The 16,803-nt window shown below is 68.5% G+C and carries 17 protein-coding genes; 5 read left to right on the plus strand and 12 right to left on the minus strand.

What is annotated here, in order from left to right; genetic code table 11:
• Position 1: 1 nt before the first annotated feature.
• The 6 genes from A8M77_RS15205 to A8M77_RS15230 all read right to left on the minus strand — a co-directional run bounded on the left by A8M77_RS15205 (position 2) and on the right by A8M77_RS15230 (position 5,438).
• Positions 2 to 1,300 carry a TRAP transporter large permease gene (locus A8M77_RS15205; protein ID WP_086922347.1) on the minus strand — a complete coding sequence of 433 codons (1,299 nt, stop codon included), beginning with the start codon at positions 1,298 to 1,300 and terminating at the stop codon, positions 2 to 4.
• Positions 1,297 to 1,860 carry a TRAP transporter small permease gene (locus tag A8M77_RS15210; RefSeq protein ID WP_086922348.1) on the minus strand — a complete coding sequence of 188 codons (564 nt, stop codon included), beginning with the start codon at positions 1,858 to 1,860 and terminating at the stop codon, positions 1,297 to 1,299. Before A8M77_RS15210 ends, A8M77_RS15205 begins: the two co-directional genes overlap by 4 nt.
• Positions 1,861 to 1,961: 101 nt before the next feature.
• Entirely contained in the window at positions 1,962 to 2,669 is a 708-nt protein-coding gene (locus A8M77_RS15215; RefSeq protein WP_086922349.1) for a fumarylacetoacetate hydrolase family protein, read from the minus strand.
• Positions 2,666 to 4,039, minus strand: coding sequence for an MFS transporter (locus tag A8M77_RS15220; protein WP_086922350.1), 1,374 nt, complete (start codon positions 4,037 to 4,039; stop codon positions 2,666 to 2,668). Before A8M77_RS15220 ends, A8M77_RS15215 begins: the two co-directional genes overlap by 4 nt.
• A 33-nt stretch (positions 4,040 to 4,072) precedes the next feature.
• Entirely contained in the window at positions 4,073 to 4,651 is a 579-nt protein-coding gene (locus A8M77_RS15225; protein WP_086922351.1) for a cupin domain-containing protein, read from the minus strand.
• 34 nt (positions 4,652 to 4,685) lie between these two features.
• A complete protein-coding gene (locus A8M77_RS15230; RefSeq protein WP_086922352.1) occupies positions 4,686 to 5,438 on the minus strand; it encodes a dienelactone hydrolase family protein in 753 nt (250 codons plus the stop codon).
• An 88-nt stretch (positions 5,439 to 5,526) separates the two neighbouring features.
• On the opposite strand from A8M77_RS15230, the gene A8M77_RS15235 reads away from it, so the two are divergent.
• Complete coding sequence (locus tag A8M77_RS15235; protein WP_158100935.1) at positions 5,527 to 6,471, plus strand: LysR family transcriptional regulator; 945 nt, start codon at positions 5,527 to 5,529, stop codon at positions 6,469 to 6,471.
• Positions 6,472 to 6,486: 15 nt separating this feature from the next.
• Here A8M77_RS15235 and A8M77_RS15240 read toward each other — a convergent pair whose 3' ends face one another.
• On the minus strand, positions 6,487 to 7,662 hold the full coding sequence (locus tag A8M77_RS15240) for an FAD-dependent oxidoreductase (protein ID WP_086922353.1): 1,176 nt from the start codon (positions 7,660 to 7,662) through the stop codon (positions 6,487 to 6,489).
• Between the two features lie 105 nt (positions 7,663 to 7,767).
• On the opposite strand from A8M77_RS15240, the gene A8M77_RS15245 reads away from it, so the two are divergent.
• Positions 7,768 to 8,340 (plus strand): TetR/AcrR family transcriptional regulator, encoded by a 573-nt coding sequence (locus tag A8M77_RS15245; RefSeq protein ID WP_086922354.1) that lies wholly within the window; start codon positions 7,768 to 7,770, stop codon positions 8,338 to 8,340.
• Between the two features lie 6 nt (positions 8,341 to 8,346).
• Here A8M77_RS15245 and A8M77_RS15250 read toward each other — a convergent pair whose 3' ends face one another.
• The 4 genes from A8M77_RS15250 to A8M77_RS15265 all read right to left on the minus strand — a co-directional run bounded on the left by A8M77_RS15250 (position 8,347) and on the right by A8M77_RS15265 (position 12,798).
• Positions 8,347 to 9,129, minus strand: coding sequence for an enoyl-CoA hydratase-related protein (locus tag A8M77_RS15250; protein WP_202820628.1), 783 nt, complete (start codon positions 9,127 to 9,129; stop codon positions 8,347 to 8,349).
• Positions 9,130 to 9,143: 14 nt separating this feature from the next.
• Positions 9,144 to 10,316: an iron-containing alcohol dehydrogenase gene (locus A8M77_RS15255; RefSeq protein ID WP_086922355.1), complete on the minus strand. Its 1,173-nt coding sequence runs from the start codon at positions 10,314 to 10,316 to the stop codon at positions 9,144 to 9,146.
• Between the two features lie 105 nt (positions 10,317 to 10,421).
• Positions 10,422 to 11,954 (minus strand): class I adenylate-forming enzyme family protein, encoded by a 1,533-nt coding sequence (locus A8M77_RS15260; RefSeq protein ID WP_086922356.1) that lies wholly within the window; start codon positions 11,952 to 11,954, stop codon positions 10,422 to 10,424.
• A 31-nt stretch (positions 11,955 to 11,985) separates the two neighbouring features.
• On the minus strand, positions 11,986 to 12,798 hold the full coding sequence (locus tag A8M77_RS15265) for an IclR family transcriptional regulator (RefSeq protein ID WP_086922357.1): 813 nt from the start codon (positions 12,796 to 12,798) through the stop codon (positions 11,986 to 11,988).
• A 181-nt stretch (positions 12,799 to 12,979) separates the two neighbouring features.
• On the opposite strand from A8M77_RS15265, the gene A8M77_RS15270 reads away from it, so the two are divergent.
• From A8M77_RS15270 to A8M77_RS15280, 3 genes are read left to right on the plus strand one after another with little or no spacing between them, the layout of a single operon-like run.
• Positions 12,980 to 13,987, plus strand: a complete 1,008-nt coding sequence (locus tag A8M77_RS15270; RefSeq protein WP_086922358.1) for an NAD(P)H-dependent flavin oxidoreductase — start codon at positions 12,980 to 12,982, stop codon at positions 13,985 to 13,987.
• Between the two features lie 20 nt (positions 13,988 to 14,007).
• The gene (locus tag A8M77_RS15275; protein WP_086922359.1) at positions 14,008 to 14,997 is read left to right on the plus strand and encodes a Bug family tripartite tricarboxylate transporter substrate binding protein; all 990 of its coding nucleotides are present in this window, start codon (positions 14,008 to 14,010) and stop codon (positions 14,995 to 14,997) included.
• A 4-nt stretch (positions 14,998 to 15,001) separates the two neighbouring features.
• Positions 15,002 to 15,415: a hypothetical protein gene (locus A8M77_RS15280; RefSeq protein WP_086922360.1), complete on the plus strand. Its 414-nt coding sequence runs from the start codon at positions 15,002 to 15,004 to the stop codon at positions 15,413 to 15,415.
• An 87-nt stretch (positions 15,416 to 15,502) separates the two neighbouring features.
• Here the strand turns inward: A8M77_RS15280 and A8M77_RS15285 are convergent, their stop codons facing one another.
• Positions 15,503 to 16,777, minus strand: coding sequence for a porin (locus A8M77_RS15285; protein ID WP_086922361.1), 1,275 nt, complete (start codon positions 16,775 to 16,777; stop codon positions 15,503 to 15,505).
• Between the last annotated feature and the right edge of the window lie 26 nt (positions 16,778 to 16,803).

Genomic DNA, 16,803 nt, shown 5'->3' on the forward strand with positions numbered 1-16,803 from the left:
TTCAATAGCCCAGGGCATTGGGCAGCCACAGCGCGAGCTGCGGCCACACGATCACCGCCACCATCACCAGGAACATCGCGGCCAGCATCCAGCCGACCCAGCGTACCGTTTCTTCCATGCGCACGTTCGCGATGCGGCAGGACACCATCAGGTTCACCGCCAGCGGCGGCGTGAACTGGCCCAGCGCCACCTTCAGCGTGAGGATCACGCCGAACCACACCGGGTCCCACTTGTAATGCTGCACGATCGGCCACAGGAGCGGCACGAAGATCAGGAAGATCGACACGCCGTCGAGGAACATGCCCACTGTGATCAGCAGCAGGATCAGTAGCGACAGCACGCCGTACTCGCCCAGCCCCGAGTTCACGATCGCGCGCGTGACCGGATCGATCACGCCCAGCGTCGACAGCGAGTAGGCGAAGATGCCCGCCAGCGACACCACCAGCAGGATCACCGCCGAGAGCTCGCCCGACTCGCGCAGGATCACGAACAGGTCCCGGACCTTGATCGTGCGGTGCACCGCCATGCCGATGAAGAGGCCGTAGAACACCGCCACCACCGCGGCCTCGGTCGGCGTGAACCAGCCGGCCCGCATGCCGCCCAGGATCAGCACCGGCGCCGCCAGCCCCCAGATCGCCTCGCGAAAACTCTTCCAGAAGGGCGGGCGCGGCAGCGTCGCCTCCAGCGCGCCCATGCGGTGGCTGCGAGCCATCCACACCGCCGGCACGATCAGCGCCAGGCCGGCCAGCACGCCCGGCACCATGCCGGCGGCGAACAGCGCCGGCACCGATGCGCCAGGCACCAGTACCGAATAGACGATGAAGGCCACAGAGGGGGGGATCAGGATGTCGGTGGCCGCCGCCGCGCCCACGACGCTCGCCGAATAGGCCGGCGGATAGCCCGCGCGCGACATCGCGCCGATCATCACCGCGCCCACCGCCGCGGCGTTGGCGGGGCCCGAGCCCGAGATGCCGCCCAGGAACATCGCCACCACGATCGCCACCAGCGGGAGCATGCCGGGCCCGCGCCCGACGATCGCGATCGCGAAGTTCACCAGCCGCAGTGCCACGCCCGAGCGGTCGAAGATCGAGCCCACCAGCACGAACATCGGGATCGCCAGCAGCGGGTACTTGCCCAGCCCGGCATAGAAGTTCTGCGGCACCGCCAGCAGCCCGAACCACTGCGCATCGGCATTGGCCAGCCCGATCGCGACCGCGCCCGCCAGGCCCAGCGCGGCGCCGATCGGCACGCCGACCAGCATCATCAGGATGAAGGCGGCGAACAGCAGCGCCGGGATCATTCGCCCGTTTCCTGGGCGCGCCACTCGCGGCCGCGGCGGATGAAGAGGCCCACCGCACGCAGCCCGATCGCGAAGCACACGACCGGCAGCCAGATCGAATACCACCACTGCGGCACGCCGATGCCGGGCGAGGTCTCCTCGAAGCGGTAGTCGTCCCACACCACACGCACGCTCAGCGCTGCGATCAGGAAGAAGAGCAGGGCCACCATCAGCGCGCCGAACTGCGCGAGGCGCTTGCGGCGGTTCATCGAGCCGCTTTCGGCGAAGTACTCGATGCGGATGTGGCGGTCGCGCGCCACCGCGGCCGAGCCCGCCACCATCGCCAGCAGGATCATCAGGAAGACCGAGAACTCCTCGGTCCAGGCGAAGGAAGAGTCGGTGAAGTAGCGCACCACCACGTTGGTGAAGGTGATGCAGGCCAGGAGACCCATGATGACCACCGTGGCCCAGTCCTCGATGGCGAGCGGCACGCGCGTGGGCTCGTCGGCGGCGGCTTCGATCTCAGGGGGGAGGGGACTGGCGGCGTCCAGCGTGGGGCCGGACTCTGGGGGAGAGGACATCGAGGAAAGGGGCGCAGCGGCCTGGATTCGGCCAGGGCGGATCGTAACGTTCCATAACCGCTCGCCCCATCGGGGCTTCCCTTAGCCGCGGCCCCGCCCTCTCAAGGCCCGGAACCGACGCGCACCCGAAGCTCACCCAGGCCCTCCACCGCGCCGACCATCGTCTGCCCGGCATGCACCGGTCCCACGCCCGCCGGCGTCCCCGTGTAGATGAGATCGCCGGGACGCAGCTCGAACCAGCCGGACAGGTGCGCGATGGTCTCCGCCACGTTCCAGACCAGCTCGCCGATGTCGCTGTCCTGACGCAGCTGGCCGTCCACGTCGAGCCGGATGCGCGCCCGCGAGGGATGGCCCCCGAGGGCCACGGGCCTGATGGGGCCGATCAGCGCCGAGCCGTCGAAGGACTTGCCGATCTCCCACGGCCGGCCCTGTTCGCGCATCCGGATCTGCAGGTCGCGCCGCGTCATGTCGAGTCCGACGGCATAGCCGAAGACGTGATCGAGCGCATCGCCGGCCGCGATGTCGCTGCCGGCCCTGCCGATCGCGACGACGAGTTCGATCTCGTGCTGGAAGTCCCCGGTGCGGGCGGGGTAGGGAATCTCGATCGCTGCCCCGTCGGGGACCGGAACGATCGCGTCCGTGGGCTTGCAGAAGAAGAACGGCGGCTCGCGGTCCGAAAAGCCCATCTCGCGGGCATGCGCCGCATAGTTGCGCCCGACGCAATAGACGCGGCGTACCGGGAAAAGCAGGCCGCTGCCCGAGACGGGCACGGCCGTCGCGGCCGGCGCCGGCAGTACGTAGGCGTTCATTCGAGCGCTCCCGCCGCCGGTTGCGGGGCAGTGCCGGACATCGCCTCCCTGGGACGCATCGCGCGACGAGCCAGCAGCGCGATGGCGGCGCCGGCGATCCACGCCGGCAGCGCGGCCACGGCGAAGAGCGAATCGAGCGCGACGCCGGTGCCGACCAGCAGGCCGCCTACCACGGGCCCCACGATCGAGCCTGCTCGCCCCACGCCCAGGGCCCATCCGACGCCCGTCGAACGGATCTCGGTGGCATAGAGGCCGGACGCCAGCGCGTTGATGCTGATCTGGGCGCCGATCACGCAGAAGCCGGCCACGAAGACCATCGTCATCAGCGCGGGGAATTCCGCCTGCGTCATGCGACCGATGGCCAGCGTTGCCAGGCCGGCCGCGACGTAGGCGCCGAGGAGCACCCGGTACGGACCCAGCCGGTCGATGAAGCGCGCGAACAGCAAGGCGCCCGCGATCCCGCCGAGATTGAGCAGCGCCGTGGACACGATGGCCTTGTCCAACGGGACGCCGGCCTGCCGCAGCAGGGCGGGCAACCAGTTGACCAGGAAGTACAGCACCAGCAGGTTCATGAAGAACACCACCCACAGCAGCAGGGTCTGCGCCGTGCGGCTACCGCCGAAGAGCTGCATCATGCGCATGCCCTTCGCCGCCTCCGGCACGCTTTTGAAATACACCTGCGCGGCGCGCCCGGCGCCGATGATGGGGGCCAGCAGCGATCGCAGCTCGGCCTCGGGCGTGCCCCGCGCGGCCAGCAGGCGGATGGACTCCGGCAGCCAGACGAACAGCGCCGGCAGCAGGAGCAGGGGCAGTGCGCCTCCCAGCCAGAACACCGACTCCCATCCGAACGAGGGGATCATCCGCGCGGCCAGCAATCCCCCGAGCACGGCGCCCAGCGGGAAGCCGCAGAACATGAGGCTGATCAGGGTGGCGCGCGAACGCGCCGGGGCGTACTCCGCCGTCAAGGCGATGATGTTGGGCATGGCGCCGCCCAGGCCGAGCCCGGTCAGCAGCCGCAGGACCAGCAGGCCCGTCATCGAGTCGGCCCAGGGCGTCAGCAGCGTGAACGTGCCGAAGGTCGCGGTCGTGGCCATGATCACGCGGCGGCGGCCCCAGCGGTCTGCCGCCGGGCCGAACACCAGGGCACCGAGCATCAGTCCCGCCAGGCCGGCGCCGAAGACCGGGCCGAAGGAGGAGACCGGCAGGCCCCACTTCGCGGCCAGCACCGGCGCCACGAACGCAACGACCTGGGTGTCGAAGCCGTCCAGCATCGCGATCAATGCACAAAGAAAAACGATCCGCTTCTGGGCGCCGCCGAAGGGCGCCTGGTCGATCGCCGTGGCGGCATCGACAGTGGGGGGTTGGGGCATCTTGCTCTCCGTTCGTATCGGGGTCGGGCGTGTTCAGTCCTGGTGCGGCGCCTTGCCCTCGACCATGTGGAAGGTGCGGCCGATGGGTTCCTCCCAGACCAGGTTGCGGTCCATGGCGCGCGCCGGCATGTCCTGGATGACGTACTGGATGGCCGGCTCGCTGCCGGTGTTGATGTGCTCGTGGCTGGCCATCGGGGGGCAGCCGAAGGTGTCGCCGCGCTTCCAGTCGAAGCGCTGGCCGTCGAGCACCGAATAGCCCTCGCCCTGGATGATGTGATAGAGCGCGTAGGAGTTGTGGCGATGGGCGACGATGTGCTCGCCGGGCGCGAAGATCTGGATGCCGAGAAAGATGGACGGGAACACGCCGCCCGCTTCGCCGGTGTCGCTGTTGACCAGCGCGATGAAGCGGCGGTCGGCGCGGCGCAGCGGATCGCGCAGCACCTGTTCGAGGCGGGGTGCCAGATCCTCCCAGCGCCAGATGGCCGCGCGCAGGTTCTTCTTGACGAGGAAGGGGTAGTACTCGTCGTCGGTCATGAACCGGGCCCAGTCGGTGCGGTCCACGATCGACGTGACCTCCGGGGCGTGGCTGCCGGGCTTGAGTTGTGCGCTCATGAATGTGTCTCCTTCAAGGGTTGGAAAAAAAGCGTCAGGCGGACAGTCGTCCGCGCAGGTGCCAGTCCAGGAAGACCAGGCTTCTCCTCCAGGCCTCGGCGGAGGCGACCGGACGGAAGACGGCGGGCCGGAACCATTCGTCGAATGCGTGCGGCGCGCCCGCGTAGGTGTGGATCTCGTGGTGCCGCTGGCCCTCGCGCAGTTGCGCCGAGAAATCGGCGATGTCCTGCCTGCCGATCAGCCGGTCCATGTCGCCGAAGTGGCCGAGCAGGGGCGCCCGCAGGCGTGCGGCCACGCCGATGGGGTCCAGCGTCTTCAGCGGCATCGGGCGGGGATGGCGCAGCTGGCCGTAGTAGGCGATCGCGCAGGCGGGGCCTTCGTTGTCGCTCGCGGCAAGCACCGCGTAGCTGCCGCCGATGCAGAAGCCCAGGATGCCCGCATGCCGGCGGTCGATCCCGCGCCGGCCGAGCCAATCGAGGACGTGGCGGATGTCGGTGAGGACGCGAGTGTCCTCGACGGAGGCGACGGCATCGTCGATGCGCTCGGGCGTGGACAGGTCCGGGTGCGACGCGCGGCGGCTGAAGTAGTCGACGACGACGACCAGATAGCCGGCGTGGCCGAGCTGCGCCGCGCGGGCCGCGATGTAGTCGTTCACGCCGGCAATGGCGGGGAGCAGCACGACGGCGTGGCGGGCGTCGCCGTGGATCGGCTCATGCACGTGGACGGTGAACGTCTCCTCGGCGTCCTCTTGCGCAAGGACATGCGGTTGCAGTGTGGCGGGGGTCATGTGGGGGCTTTGCGAATGGGCTGCGGCAAGTATTCGTTCCGAACCCTTCACGTGCAATGCGAATGACTTAGTCTGTAGTATTCAAAAAATGAATAAACAGCCGCTCGACCTCAACCGCCTTCGCGTCTTCCGCGCGATCTGGGAATGCCGCAACGTCTCGCGCGCGGCCGAGGCGCTCGGTGTGTCGCAGCCCACCGTGAGCCATGCCTTGCGCGAGCTGCGCACGCATTTCGGCGACCGCATCTTCGTGCGCTGTCCCGGTGGCGTTATGCCCACGCCCCTGGCCGAGACCATCGCGCGCCGCATCAGCCAGGCACTGGCGCTGCTGGAGCAGGGCCTCGACATCCGCGGCGAGTTCGACCCCTCGTCGAGCCGGCGCGAATTCACGATCGTGATGACGGACATCGCGGAGGCGATCATCCTCCCGCGCATCCTCGGCCTGTGCCGGCGTGAGGCGCCCGCGGTGGCCTTCCGGGCCATCCAGCTGCCGACGGAATCCATCGTGAGCGCATTGCGCGACGGCGCGGCGGATGCGGCCATCGGCTTCAGCCCCGCGCTGCGGGCCAGCCTGCTGCACAAGCCCTTCTTCCGCAGCGACTACGTGTGCGTCGCCAGCGCCTCGCATCCGCGCATCCGGGGACGCATGAAGCTGCAAGACTTCACCGGGGAGCGCCACGCCGTGGCGCAGGCGCAAGGCACAGGCCACCATGCCGTCGAAGCCGCGCTCCAGCGCATGGGCCTGCTCGATGCGATCGGCGCGCGTGTGCCGCATTTCCTGGCCTTGCCGACCATCGTGGCGTCCAGCGACTTGATCGCCACCATCCCGCGCCCCCTGGCGGAGCTGATGCTCCCCGTGGCGGCGGTGCGCGTTCATCCGCTGCCCATCCGGCTGCCCAAGCTGCTGATCGAGCAGTTCTGGCACGAGCGCTTCCATGACGATGCGGCATCGCGCTGGCTGCGCGACCTCCTGCCGCGGGCGATGCAGGAGGTGTTCGCGACCGGCCCGCAGGGCTTCAAGCGGGCGGTCGATTGAAATGCCGGGCGGGCCTTACCGGTAGACCAGGCCCGAGAGGCGCCACGCGAGTTCGTGGCGGACCATCGGCAGCCGCGACAGCGTGCGCAACAGGAGGTTGCGCGCCGCCCGCAGCCCGGGGCGCGCCGTCGCCATGCGCGTGAGGCGATCGGCCAGCGCGATCACCTGACGCGCCACGGGGCGCCGCTCGGTCCCGTAGGCATCGAGCGCGGCTTCGTTGCCGGCCAGCGCTTCACCCAGCGCGTCGGCCAGGGCGATCGCGTCGAGGATGCCGACGTTCATGCCCTGGCCGCCGGCCGGGCTGTGCACGTGCGCGGCGTCGCCAGCCAGCAAGATGCGCCCGGCGCGGTAGGCATCCGCCAGCCGGTGGTGAACCCTGAATCGCGAGCCCCACAGCACGTCGTGGACCACGGCCCTTTCGCCTGCCGGGCCGCGCGCGTCCAACAAGGCCTGCACATAGCCGATGCCGGGCTGCTCCGGCGCGTCGGCCACGGTCGCGACGATCCGGTGCGCACCGCCCGGCAGCGGCGCCACCACGACCATGCCGGCGGGCGAGAAGTACAGGATCACCTCATCGCGCGGCACGCCGCCGGTCAGGCGCACGTCGGCCAGCAGGAACGACTCTCCGTAGCTTCCGCCCGTGAAGCCGATGCCCGCGTGTTCGCGCACCGTGCTGTGCATGCCGTCGGCGCCGACCACGTAGCGCGCGCGCAGCCGGCGGCCGTCGTCGAGCGTGGCGGTGGCACCGGTTTCGTCCTGTCGCACTTCGGTCACCACGCAAGGGCGCAGCACCTGGCCGCCCAGCTCGCGCAGGCGCTCGAGCAGCACGCTCTCGGTGACCGCCTGCGACACCATCAGCGTGTAGGGATAGCGTGTCGGCAGGTGGTCGAAGCCGATCGGCACCAGCACGCGGTCCCGGTCGCGGATCGTGAAGCGCTGCGCCTGCACGCCGCGCTCGACCAGCCGCCCGGCGACCTGCAGCGGTTCGAGCGCTTCCAGCGTGCGGGCATGAACCACGGCGGCGCGCGAGGTGTTGGCGCCCTCGGCCTGCCGGTCGATCAGCATGAGCTTCACGCCGCGGGCGGCGAGCGCGGTGGCGAGCGTGAGGCCGGCGGGGCCCGCGCCGACGATCAGGACGTCGGTGTCGAAGGCGGCGGGCGAGGAAGACGGGGATGCGGACGGGTGGGACATGGTTCACTCCTGGCGGGTAGGTCAACAGATGTTGGTCAACAAGTGTTGGCAAATTTAAAGGCATCCCCGAGATTTGTCAACAAGCGTTGGCCTATACTTGTTGGCATGACTGATCAGACTGCCGCGCCGGCCCGGCGCTCCGATGCCACCAAGGCCGCCATCCTCGCGGCCGCCCGCGCCCAGTTCGCGGCTTCCGGCTACCAGGCCACCACCATCCGCGCCGTCGCGAATGCGGCCGGGATCGACCCTTCCATGGTGATGCGCTACTTCGGCAACAAGGAAGGGCTGTTCGCCGCGGCCGCCGATTTCGATCTCCGGCTGCCGGACCTGGCAGGCGTGCCGCGCGACGGGCTGGGCCCCGCGCTGATGTCGCACTTCCTGGATCGATGGGAGGGTGACGAGACGCTGATGGCGCTGCTGCGCACCGCGTCGACCAACGAGGCCGCGGCCGAGCGCATGCAGGTGCTGTTCTCGGCGCAGATGGCGCCCCTGATCGCGCGCCTGAGCGGCGACTCACGCGCGGGCGCGGCCGCGCGCGCCGGCCTGATCGCCAGCCAGGTCCTGGGCCTGGCCCTGTGCCGCTATGTGCTGAAGCTGCCGCCGGTGGTCGCGCTCAAGCGGCCCGAGATCGTCCGGCGCATCGGGGCGACCGTGCAGTCCTACCTGTTCGAGGCCTGATGCCGGCTAGCGGCTGAACCGAGGCTGGCGCTTCTCCTTGAACGCCGCCTTGGCTTCCAGGTGGTCGGCGCTGCGCAGCGCGATGCGCTGCAGCGCGATCTCGGCCCGCATCTGCTCTTCCAGGCCGTTGCGCAGCGATTGCGCGATCAGCTTCTTGATCATCCCGGGGCTGTGGCTCGGCCCGTCGACGAGCTTGCGCGCCGTCGCCTGGACCGTCGCGTGCAGCTCGCTGTCCGGCACCGTCTTCCAGACGAGGCCCCAGGCCGCCGCATCGTCCGCGGGGAGCTTCTCGCCCAGCAGCATCAGCCCGGTCGCCCGCGCGCGACCCAGTGCCTGCGGAAGCAGCCAGCTCGATCCGAGATCCGGCACCAGCCCGATGTTGACGAAAGGCTGCAGGAAGTACGCGGACTGCGATGCGATCACGATGTCGCAGGTGAGGGCGAGGCTCATGCTGGCGCCCACGCAAGGGCCGTTGACCGCTGCGATCGTCGGAATCTCCAGCTCGGCCAGCAAGCGGAAGGGCGGCGCGAACCAGTCGCGCAGGAACTCGTCAGGGTCGTTCGGCGTGAGGCCGGTCCGCGGTGCGGCGAGGTCCGAGCCGCTGCCGAACGCGCGGCCTTCGCCGGTCAGCACCAGGCAGCGGGCCGGCGACGCGATCACCGCCTTGAGGGCCGAGCGCAGCTCGCCCAGCGATTGCTGGGTGAGGGCGTTCAGCGTCTGCGGGCGCGACATCGTCAGGGTGGCGAGCCCGTCCTCGATGTCCAGGCGGAGGGTCTCGTAGTGCGACACGCGGGTTCCTCTGTTCAGGCGGCGGTCTCGAGCAGGTCCACGATCTCCTGCTCGCTCTTGAACTTGCGTGGATTGCTGTGGGTCCAGCGGTCCAGCAGCGCATTCCTGGCCACCAGCGCGAAATCGGCGCGCTGCACGCCGACCTTGTGCAGCCGGTTGGGCATCTCCAGTTCGTCGATGAGCTCGGCCACCAGGTCGGCCGTCTCGCGCCGCGCATCGCCGAGCGCCTCGCTCAGCAGCTTCTGCTTGGCCTCGGTCACGGGCTTGTTGAAGCGCAGCACCGCGGGCAGCGTGACGCAGGTGCAGTGGCCGTGGGGCACATGGAAGGAGCCGGCGAGGACATGGCCGATGCCGTGGCTGGCGCCCATCGGCACCAGCGACCACATGCCCATCTGCGACAGCCACATGCCGGCCTGCGCCTCGGCGCGTGCCTCGAGGTCCTGCGGGTCACGCTTGGTGCGCTTCAATGCGGCGGGCAGAACACGCAGCGCCTGCAGCGCGGTGCCATCCACGAATGGACTGCCGAAGGGCGAATAGAAGGACTCGACGGCGTGGTCGACCGCGCGCATGCCGGTGGACAGCCAGAGGCCCAGCGGCGTGTGCATCGTGAGCGCCGGGTCGAAGACGACGGTGCGCGGAATCATCAGCGGATGGCGGATGCTCTGCTTGAGCTTCTTGACGGGATCGTTGGAGCCGCCGCTCTGGTGGAACTCGCCGCCCGACAGCGTCGTCGGCACCGCGATCTGGCGTACGGTCGGTCCGCGGAACACCGGCGCCTCGACCACGCCGGTGGCCGGATCGGTCTTGAGGCGGAAGGGCTCGAACTGGTCCAGCTCGGTGATGCCGTGCTCGAGACACAGTTGCACGTTCTTGCCGGCATCGGTGATGGAGCCCCCGCCGATCGTCACGATCAGGTCCGCATCCGCGGCCCGGGCCACCGCGGTTGCACGCAGCACTGCGTCACGCGGGATGTGCGCCGGGATGTCGTCGTAGATCGCGGCGAAGCGGCTGCCGAGCGCATCCTGCATCTTGCGGATCTCGCCGGTCTTGTTGTTGAGCGTGTTGCTCACCAGCAGGAAGACGCGCTGCGCGCCGAGGCGCTCGACTTCTTCCATCACGACGTCGACGAAGGGGCGCCCGAAGAAGACGCGCTCCATCGGTGGAATGCTGAAGGAACCTTGACGCATGGAAATCTCCTGAAGGATGGGTTGAGCGGGCGCAACACACGCAGGTGGCGCCGCGAGAGGGAATGAATGCCGGACCGAAGTCCGGTGGCTGGAATCAGGGCCTGTTCAACTCGAGGGGACTGCTTCGGGCCGGCGCGGCATGGCGTTCGCCATGGTCTTGAGTGCCGTGCGTTCCACCTTGCCGTTGGTCATGGTCGGCAGCGCCTGGAGGATCACGATCTGCGACGGCCTCTTGTACGGCGAGATGCGGTCCTTCAGAAAGGCTTGCAGCGACGCGCCGTCGACCACCTGGCCGGGCTTGGGCTCCACGAAGGCGACCACTTCCTCGTTGCGCGCCACCTCGCGTCCGATCACGGCCGACTGCGCGACCGCCGGATGCGCATTGAGCACGGCCTCCACCTCGGCCGGGTACACGTTGAATCCCGAGCGGATGATGATGTCCTTGATGCGGCCGACGAGAAAGACGTTGCCCTCCGCATCCTGGCGCGCGATGTCGCCGGTGCGCAGCCAGGGCCCGGACAACGCGGCCTGCGTGGCCTCGGGGTCCCGGAAGTAGCCGCGCATGACGCCGGGGCTGCTCGCCCACAGCTCGCCGGATTCGCCGGGCGCGACGTCCTTGCCTTCAGCGTCCACGATGCGGATCGCGACGCCGGGAATTGGCGGGCCCACCGCGGCGTCCTGGCGATGCTCGCCGAAGCGCGAGTGGCACAGCGTCGGCGAGCTCTCGGTGAGGCCGTAGCCGTTGTGCATCGGCAGGCCGAAGAGCGCCTGGATCTCGGCCTTGAGCGTGGGGTCCAGCGGCGAGCCGCCGGCGTAGATGTAGCGCAGCCGGCCCCGGTGCAAGGCACGGCCGTGGCGCCTGAGATGGGCCAGCAGCGCCGTGTGCATGGCCTGGACGCCCTGGAACAGGGTCAGGCCCTGCGTCTCGATCGCGTCGACGAGTGCCTCGACCTCGAAGCGCGCGCTCAGCAGCACGGAGCCGCCTGCGACGAGCGTGCCGAGCAGCACGCTGGTCAGCCCCATCGTGTGCGACATGGGCAGCACGCCGTAGCTGCGGTCCGCGGCCGACATCTGCCGATACGCGACCAGGGTGGTGGCCACGAAAAGCAGCCCGCCGTGCGTCAGCATCACCCCCTTGGGCTTGCCGGTGGAACCGGAGGTGTAGATGAGCGCCGCGACGTCCTCGGGCAGCGGCTCGAAGTGCTGCGCGGCCACCACCGCACGCACGGAGCCCGCCAGGCCGCAGTCCAGCGGCATCGCGTGGCGTCGCAGCGCGTGCGCGATGCCTTCCTTGAAGCCGGCGTCGATGTAGATCTCGGCCTGCGGCTGCGCATGCGCGACGATGGCGTCGATCTCCTGCGCCGACAGGCGCGCGTTGACCAGTACCGACGCCGCGCCGAGGCTGCTGGCCGCGAAGACGAAGGCCACCAGGCTCGCGCTGTTCTCGGCCACGAGCAGCACGCGCTGCCCCGGCAAAACGCCGAGCCCTGCGAGCGCGGCCTTCGCGTCGTCGATGGCGCGCTGCAGGTCCGCGTAGCTGAGCGAGCGGCCGTCGTCCAGCAGGGCGACGGCATCGGGCGTCTCTGCGGCCCACCACGCGGGCACGTCGTGGATGCGCAGGAATGCAGGTCGGGTCATGGTTGTCGCCTTGTCGCGCGGGCGTTTGCTTCTACAGAGCCGAGGTGGCGGCCTCGACGTTGCGCACCATGTTGACGAGACGGGGACCCCACTTCTCGCGCAGGTCGCGTTCGGGCAGCTGGAAGGCGGGGCCGCAGCAATTGAAGCCGAGTACCACCGTTCCGTCGGCGGGTCGGAACGGAACGCCGACCGCGTTCACGTCGCTTTGCCATTCGCCGGCCGAGATGCAGAAGCCGAACTCGGCATAGGTTTTCAGCCCGGCGTCCAGCGAGGCCTTGATCTGCTTGAAGTCCGCGCCTGCGCGTTGCGACAGCTCCGTCAGCAACTGCTCGCGCTCCCGGTCGTCCAGGCCGCAGTAGTAGGCACGGCCCATGGCGGAGGTCGCCAGCGGGACGCGCGAACCGATGTTGAGCCTGAAGTTCTGGTTGGCTGTGCTGGCCGCGTTCTCGATATAGAGCATGGTGTGGCGGTCCCGTGAGCCGATGCCCACCGAGGCCGAGCAGCTGTCGGCGAGCTCCCGCATGAAGGGCCGCGCCACCTGCCGCACGCGCAGCGCACCCAGGGCCGAGAAGCCGAGCGAGATGACGCGCGCGCCCAGATAGAACTGGCCGTTGTGCTCGGAGTACTCGAGGTAGCCGTTGGCCGCCAGCGTGTAGGCCAGCCGGGACACCGTCGCCTTGGGCAGGCCGCTGCGCTCCACCAGCTCCTGCAGGCTCAGGAAGCGCTCGGACGACCGGAAGGCGTCGAGCAGCTGCAGCCCGCGCGCGAGCGCCGAGACCTGGTCCTTGTCCGCCTCGTCGCTCGGCGGGGCGGGCGGCAGTGTCTTGGAAGTCTTGGTGTTCATCTGTATTTTTTGGAACTGTTGATCCATTATTTATTCAATTTTCCCCAGATTGCAAGGACTGCGTAGAACTTGAATCGACGGAAGGGTTGCACTGACAGGGTCATTGACAGCGTCATCGAGACCTGTGAACAATGAATAAACGGAACTTGAGTTCCATTTTAAACAGCCTTCGGAGCCCAGGATGCAGACCCAGTTCAGCACCGCGATCACAGACCTGTTCGGCACGCGCCTTCCCATCGTGGCGGGCGGACTTCAATGGCTGGCCAATGCCGACTACGTGGCCGCGGCGGCCCGGGCGGGCGTCATGGGCTTCATCACCGCGGCGAGCCACGCGACGTTGGCCGGGCTGCGCGACGAGATCGCGCGCTGCCAGGACCGGGCGGGCGATCTGCCCTTCGGCGTGAACGTCTCGATGCTGCCCGCGCCCGCACCGGGCGAGCGCGTGCAGGAAACCTTCGAGGAAATCGTGCGCGCCGGCGTCCGCTTCGTCGAGACCTCGGGGCGCAATCCCGAGCCGTACCTGCCGCTGCTGCACGGGGCGGGCATCAAGGTGCTCCACAAGGCGCCCTCCGTGCGCCACGCGCTCAAGGCGCAGACGATCGGCGTGGATGCCGTGGCGGTGGTCGGCGCGGAGTGCGGCGGGCATCCGGGCGTCGACCTGGTCGGCACCATCGTGCAAGGCGCGCTTGCCGGCGAGGCGCTCGACATTCCCGTCCTGCTGGGCGGTGGCATCGGCACGGGCGCGCAGGTGATGGCGGCGCTCGCGCTCGGCGTCGATGGCGTGACCATCGGCACGCGCTTCCTGGTCGCCGAAGAGGTCTGGGCGCACCGCCACTACAAGGAGGCGCTGGTGCGTTCGCGCGAGACGGACACCGCCTTGATCATGCAGAGCGTGCGCAACACGGTGCGCGCGCTGCGCAACGAGACCACCGAACTCGTGACCGAGCTGGAGCGCGCGCACGGCGGTGATTTCGAAGTCCTGCGCCCCCATGTCTCGGGCCAGCTCGGCCGCCGGGTGTACGAGACCGGCGACAGTCGCACCGGCACGGTGTCGCTGGGCCAGGCCGTCGCCTTCGCGGACCGGATCGAGCCGCTCGACGCCATCGTCCGCCGCATCGAGGCGGAAATGCGGGAGGCGCTCACGGCGCTCTCGCGCTTCGGACTTTCTTCCCCTTCCCTCGCATCCTGATTCATCTGGAGAGACAGCCCATGAGATCCCAACGCCGCCTGATCCTCGCCGCACTGTCGGCCACCGCCTTCGCCGCTGCCGTCGGCATGCCGTCTTCCGCCATGGCGCAGGGCTATCCCGGCAAGCCCGTCAAGCTGGTGGTGCCGTTCCCGCCGGGCGGCATCACCGACGTGATCGCGCGCAGCCTCTCCAACCATGCGCAGCAGGCCATGGGCCAGCCCATGATCGTGGACAACCGGCCCGGCGGCGGCGGCGTGATCGCCACCGACCTGGTCGCCAAGGCGCCCGCGGATGGGCACGCCGTCCTGCTGGCGGCCATCGGCCAGGCGGTGGTCAACAAGCACCTGTTCAAGAAGCTGCCCTACGACCCGAACGCGGACCTCGCGCCCGTGTCGCTGATCGCCCAGGGGCCCAACGTGCTCGTCGTGAACGCGTCGAGCCCCTACAAGACGGTGGCGGACCTGCTCGCCGTGGCGAAGAAGTCGCCGGAGGCAGTCACCTTCGGCACCTACGGCAACGGCTCGTCGCCGCACCTGCAGGCGGCGCTCTTGATGCAGCGCACCGGCGCCTCGTTCACGCACATTCCCTACAAGGGCTCCGCGCCGGCGATGAACGACCTGCTGGGCGGGCAGACGACCTTCATGTTCGACAGTCTGATCACCTCGCTGCAGCACATCAAGGCCGGCAAGCTGCGCGCGCTGGCGGTCACCTCGCCCAAGCGCAATGCACTGTTGCCCAGTGTCCCGACCTTCGCCGAGGCTGGTGTTTCCGACTTCAGCTTCATGGCCTGGTACGGCATCCACGTGCCGGGCAAGACGCCGCCCGCGGTGGTCGAGCGCCTGCGCAAGGAGATCGACGAGTTCGCGCACAGTCCGGCGATCGCGCGCCAGTTCGCCGACCAGGGGCTCGAACTCGTCTCGAGTTCGCCCGCCGAGTACGCGCGCTTCCTCGCCTCGGAGGACAAGACCTGGAGCGCCGTGATCCAGCAGGCCGGCATCACCATCGATTGACGCCATGCGAGCGAACGACATCGACAGCGCCGCCGGCCGGGAGGCCATCCAGGCGCTGTGCAACGCCGTGCTGGACGACTTCATGGCGGCGCTGAATGCGCACGACGCGGCGGGCATGGATGCCTGCATGCACTTCCCGCACACGCGCTTCGCGGGCCGGTCCATCAAGGTCTACCAGGCGCCGGGCGACAACCCGATGGACCTCTTCGCGCGCCTGCAGGCCGAGGACGGATGGCGCTACAGCCGCTGGGAATCGCGCGAGGTGATCCAGTACAACACCGACAAGGCGCACGTGGCGCTGTCGTACACGCGCTATCGGGCCGACGACAGCGTGATCGGCGTGTACGAGTCGCTCTACGTCATGACCTGCGAGAACGGGCGCTGGGGGATCCAGGCGCGGTCGAGCTTCGGGCCCTGAGGGCGGCATCGAAGCGATGGGCTGGTGTCGATTTCGACGGGCGCGAGGCTCAAGTTCAGTTCCCCGCCTTCCGATCAGCCCGTCACGTCAGAACGCATGCCGGATGCCAAAGTCATATCCGGTGGAAGTGCGCGGTGCCAATCCTGACGTTCCTGTCCCTGTCGACAAATACGCACCGCCACCCGTCACTGCCCCCATGATCGCCGGATTGTTCTGACCGTCCTTGATCCGAATGCGGGCCACCGTGGCGTACAGCGCCGTGCGCTTTGAGAGGTTGTAGTCGTACCCGACGGCAAGCTTGTTCGCCGATGCGTCTCGTCGCGGCGCAAATGGGGTGGCCAACGGGCCCAGGTCGTTGTCGAACTTGACGCGCGAGTACGACGCCTTGATCAGCCCTGGGCCCACGGGCACGGTGACGCCCAGAAGTCCGCCCTTGTACTTGTCTGAATCACGAAGCGTGAGAGATCCCAGCGCTGGTGCCGTTGACAATGCCCGATCCGTGACTTGCGAGACTTCACCGAAGAGCTTCATGAAACCCAAATCGTAGGAGGCACCGAGATTGATGGTCTTGATTTTCTCGTCCAGATTGACGCCCGTGGGAAATCCAGCGGCGTTCATGCCGGTGGTGTCGGCTGCCGTGCTTTCCCCGTAGGCCAAGGCAACGTCGACAGGCCCGGCAGCGTAGCCCAACCGGCCGCCGAAAAAGCGCCCCCTGTGGCTTGGACTTCCCGCCATATTGCTCTGCGAGACGTTTTCGTGCAGTGCGTACTGCAGCTGTCCATAGACGCCGCCCAGATTGGGCGGAAGAAAGTAGCCGATGCTGTTGCTGGTGCGAAGGTAGTTGTCGGAAGCGGCAACGGGGGATCCAGGACCTCTTGCCGTCTGCAGATTCGTCCCAACAGTCGAAACGACATTGGCGCCGACTCCGATCGTGCTGAATGGGCTGAAAATCGAGTCGTTCCAGAAGGTTGGAGTGAAGTCGCGGCCCAGCCTGATCTCGCCGAAGGGGCCGGACAAGCTGACGGTCGACCGTCGATTGAAACTTGCGACCCCGGTTGCGCCGCTGTCGGGCGTCGTGCCCGCTTCGAGCCAGAAGCTTGCGGCGAGTCCTCCGCCAAGATCCTCTGTGCCGCGAAAGCCCAAACGGCTGTTCGATTGACCGCTGTTGGACAAAACCGTCTGGCTTCGGGTGACGCTTGGCAGCGGAGGCACCAGTGCAACCGTGTTGTTGTAGAACTCGCTCTTGGCGCTGTAGTGGCTAACGCCGACATCGACGACGCCGAAGAGCGTGACTGACGATTGGGCGGTGGCCGCGGTGACGCAAGACAGCATGCTCGCTGCCGCGATGATGGTTCTGTTCATGGTTCTGATCTCGATGAATGAAGCGT

This window comes from Variovorax sp. JS1663 (assembly GCF_002157355.1).
In the GTDB taxonomy this organism is placed as follows: domain Bacteria; phylum Pseudomonadota; class Gammaproteobacteria; order Burkholderiales; family Burkholderiaceae_C; genus Variovorax.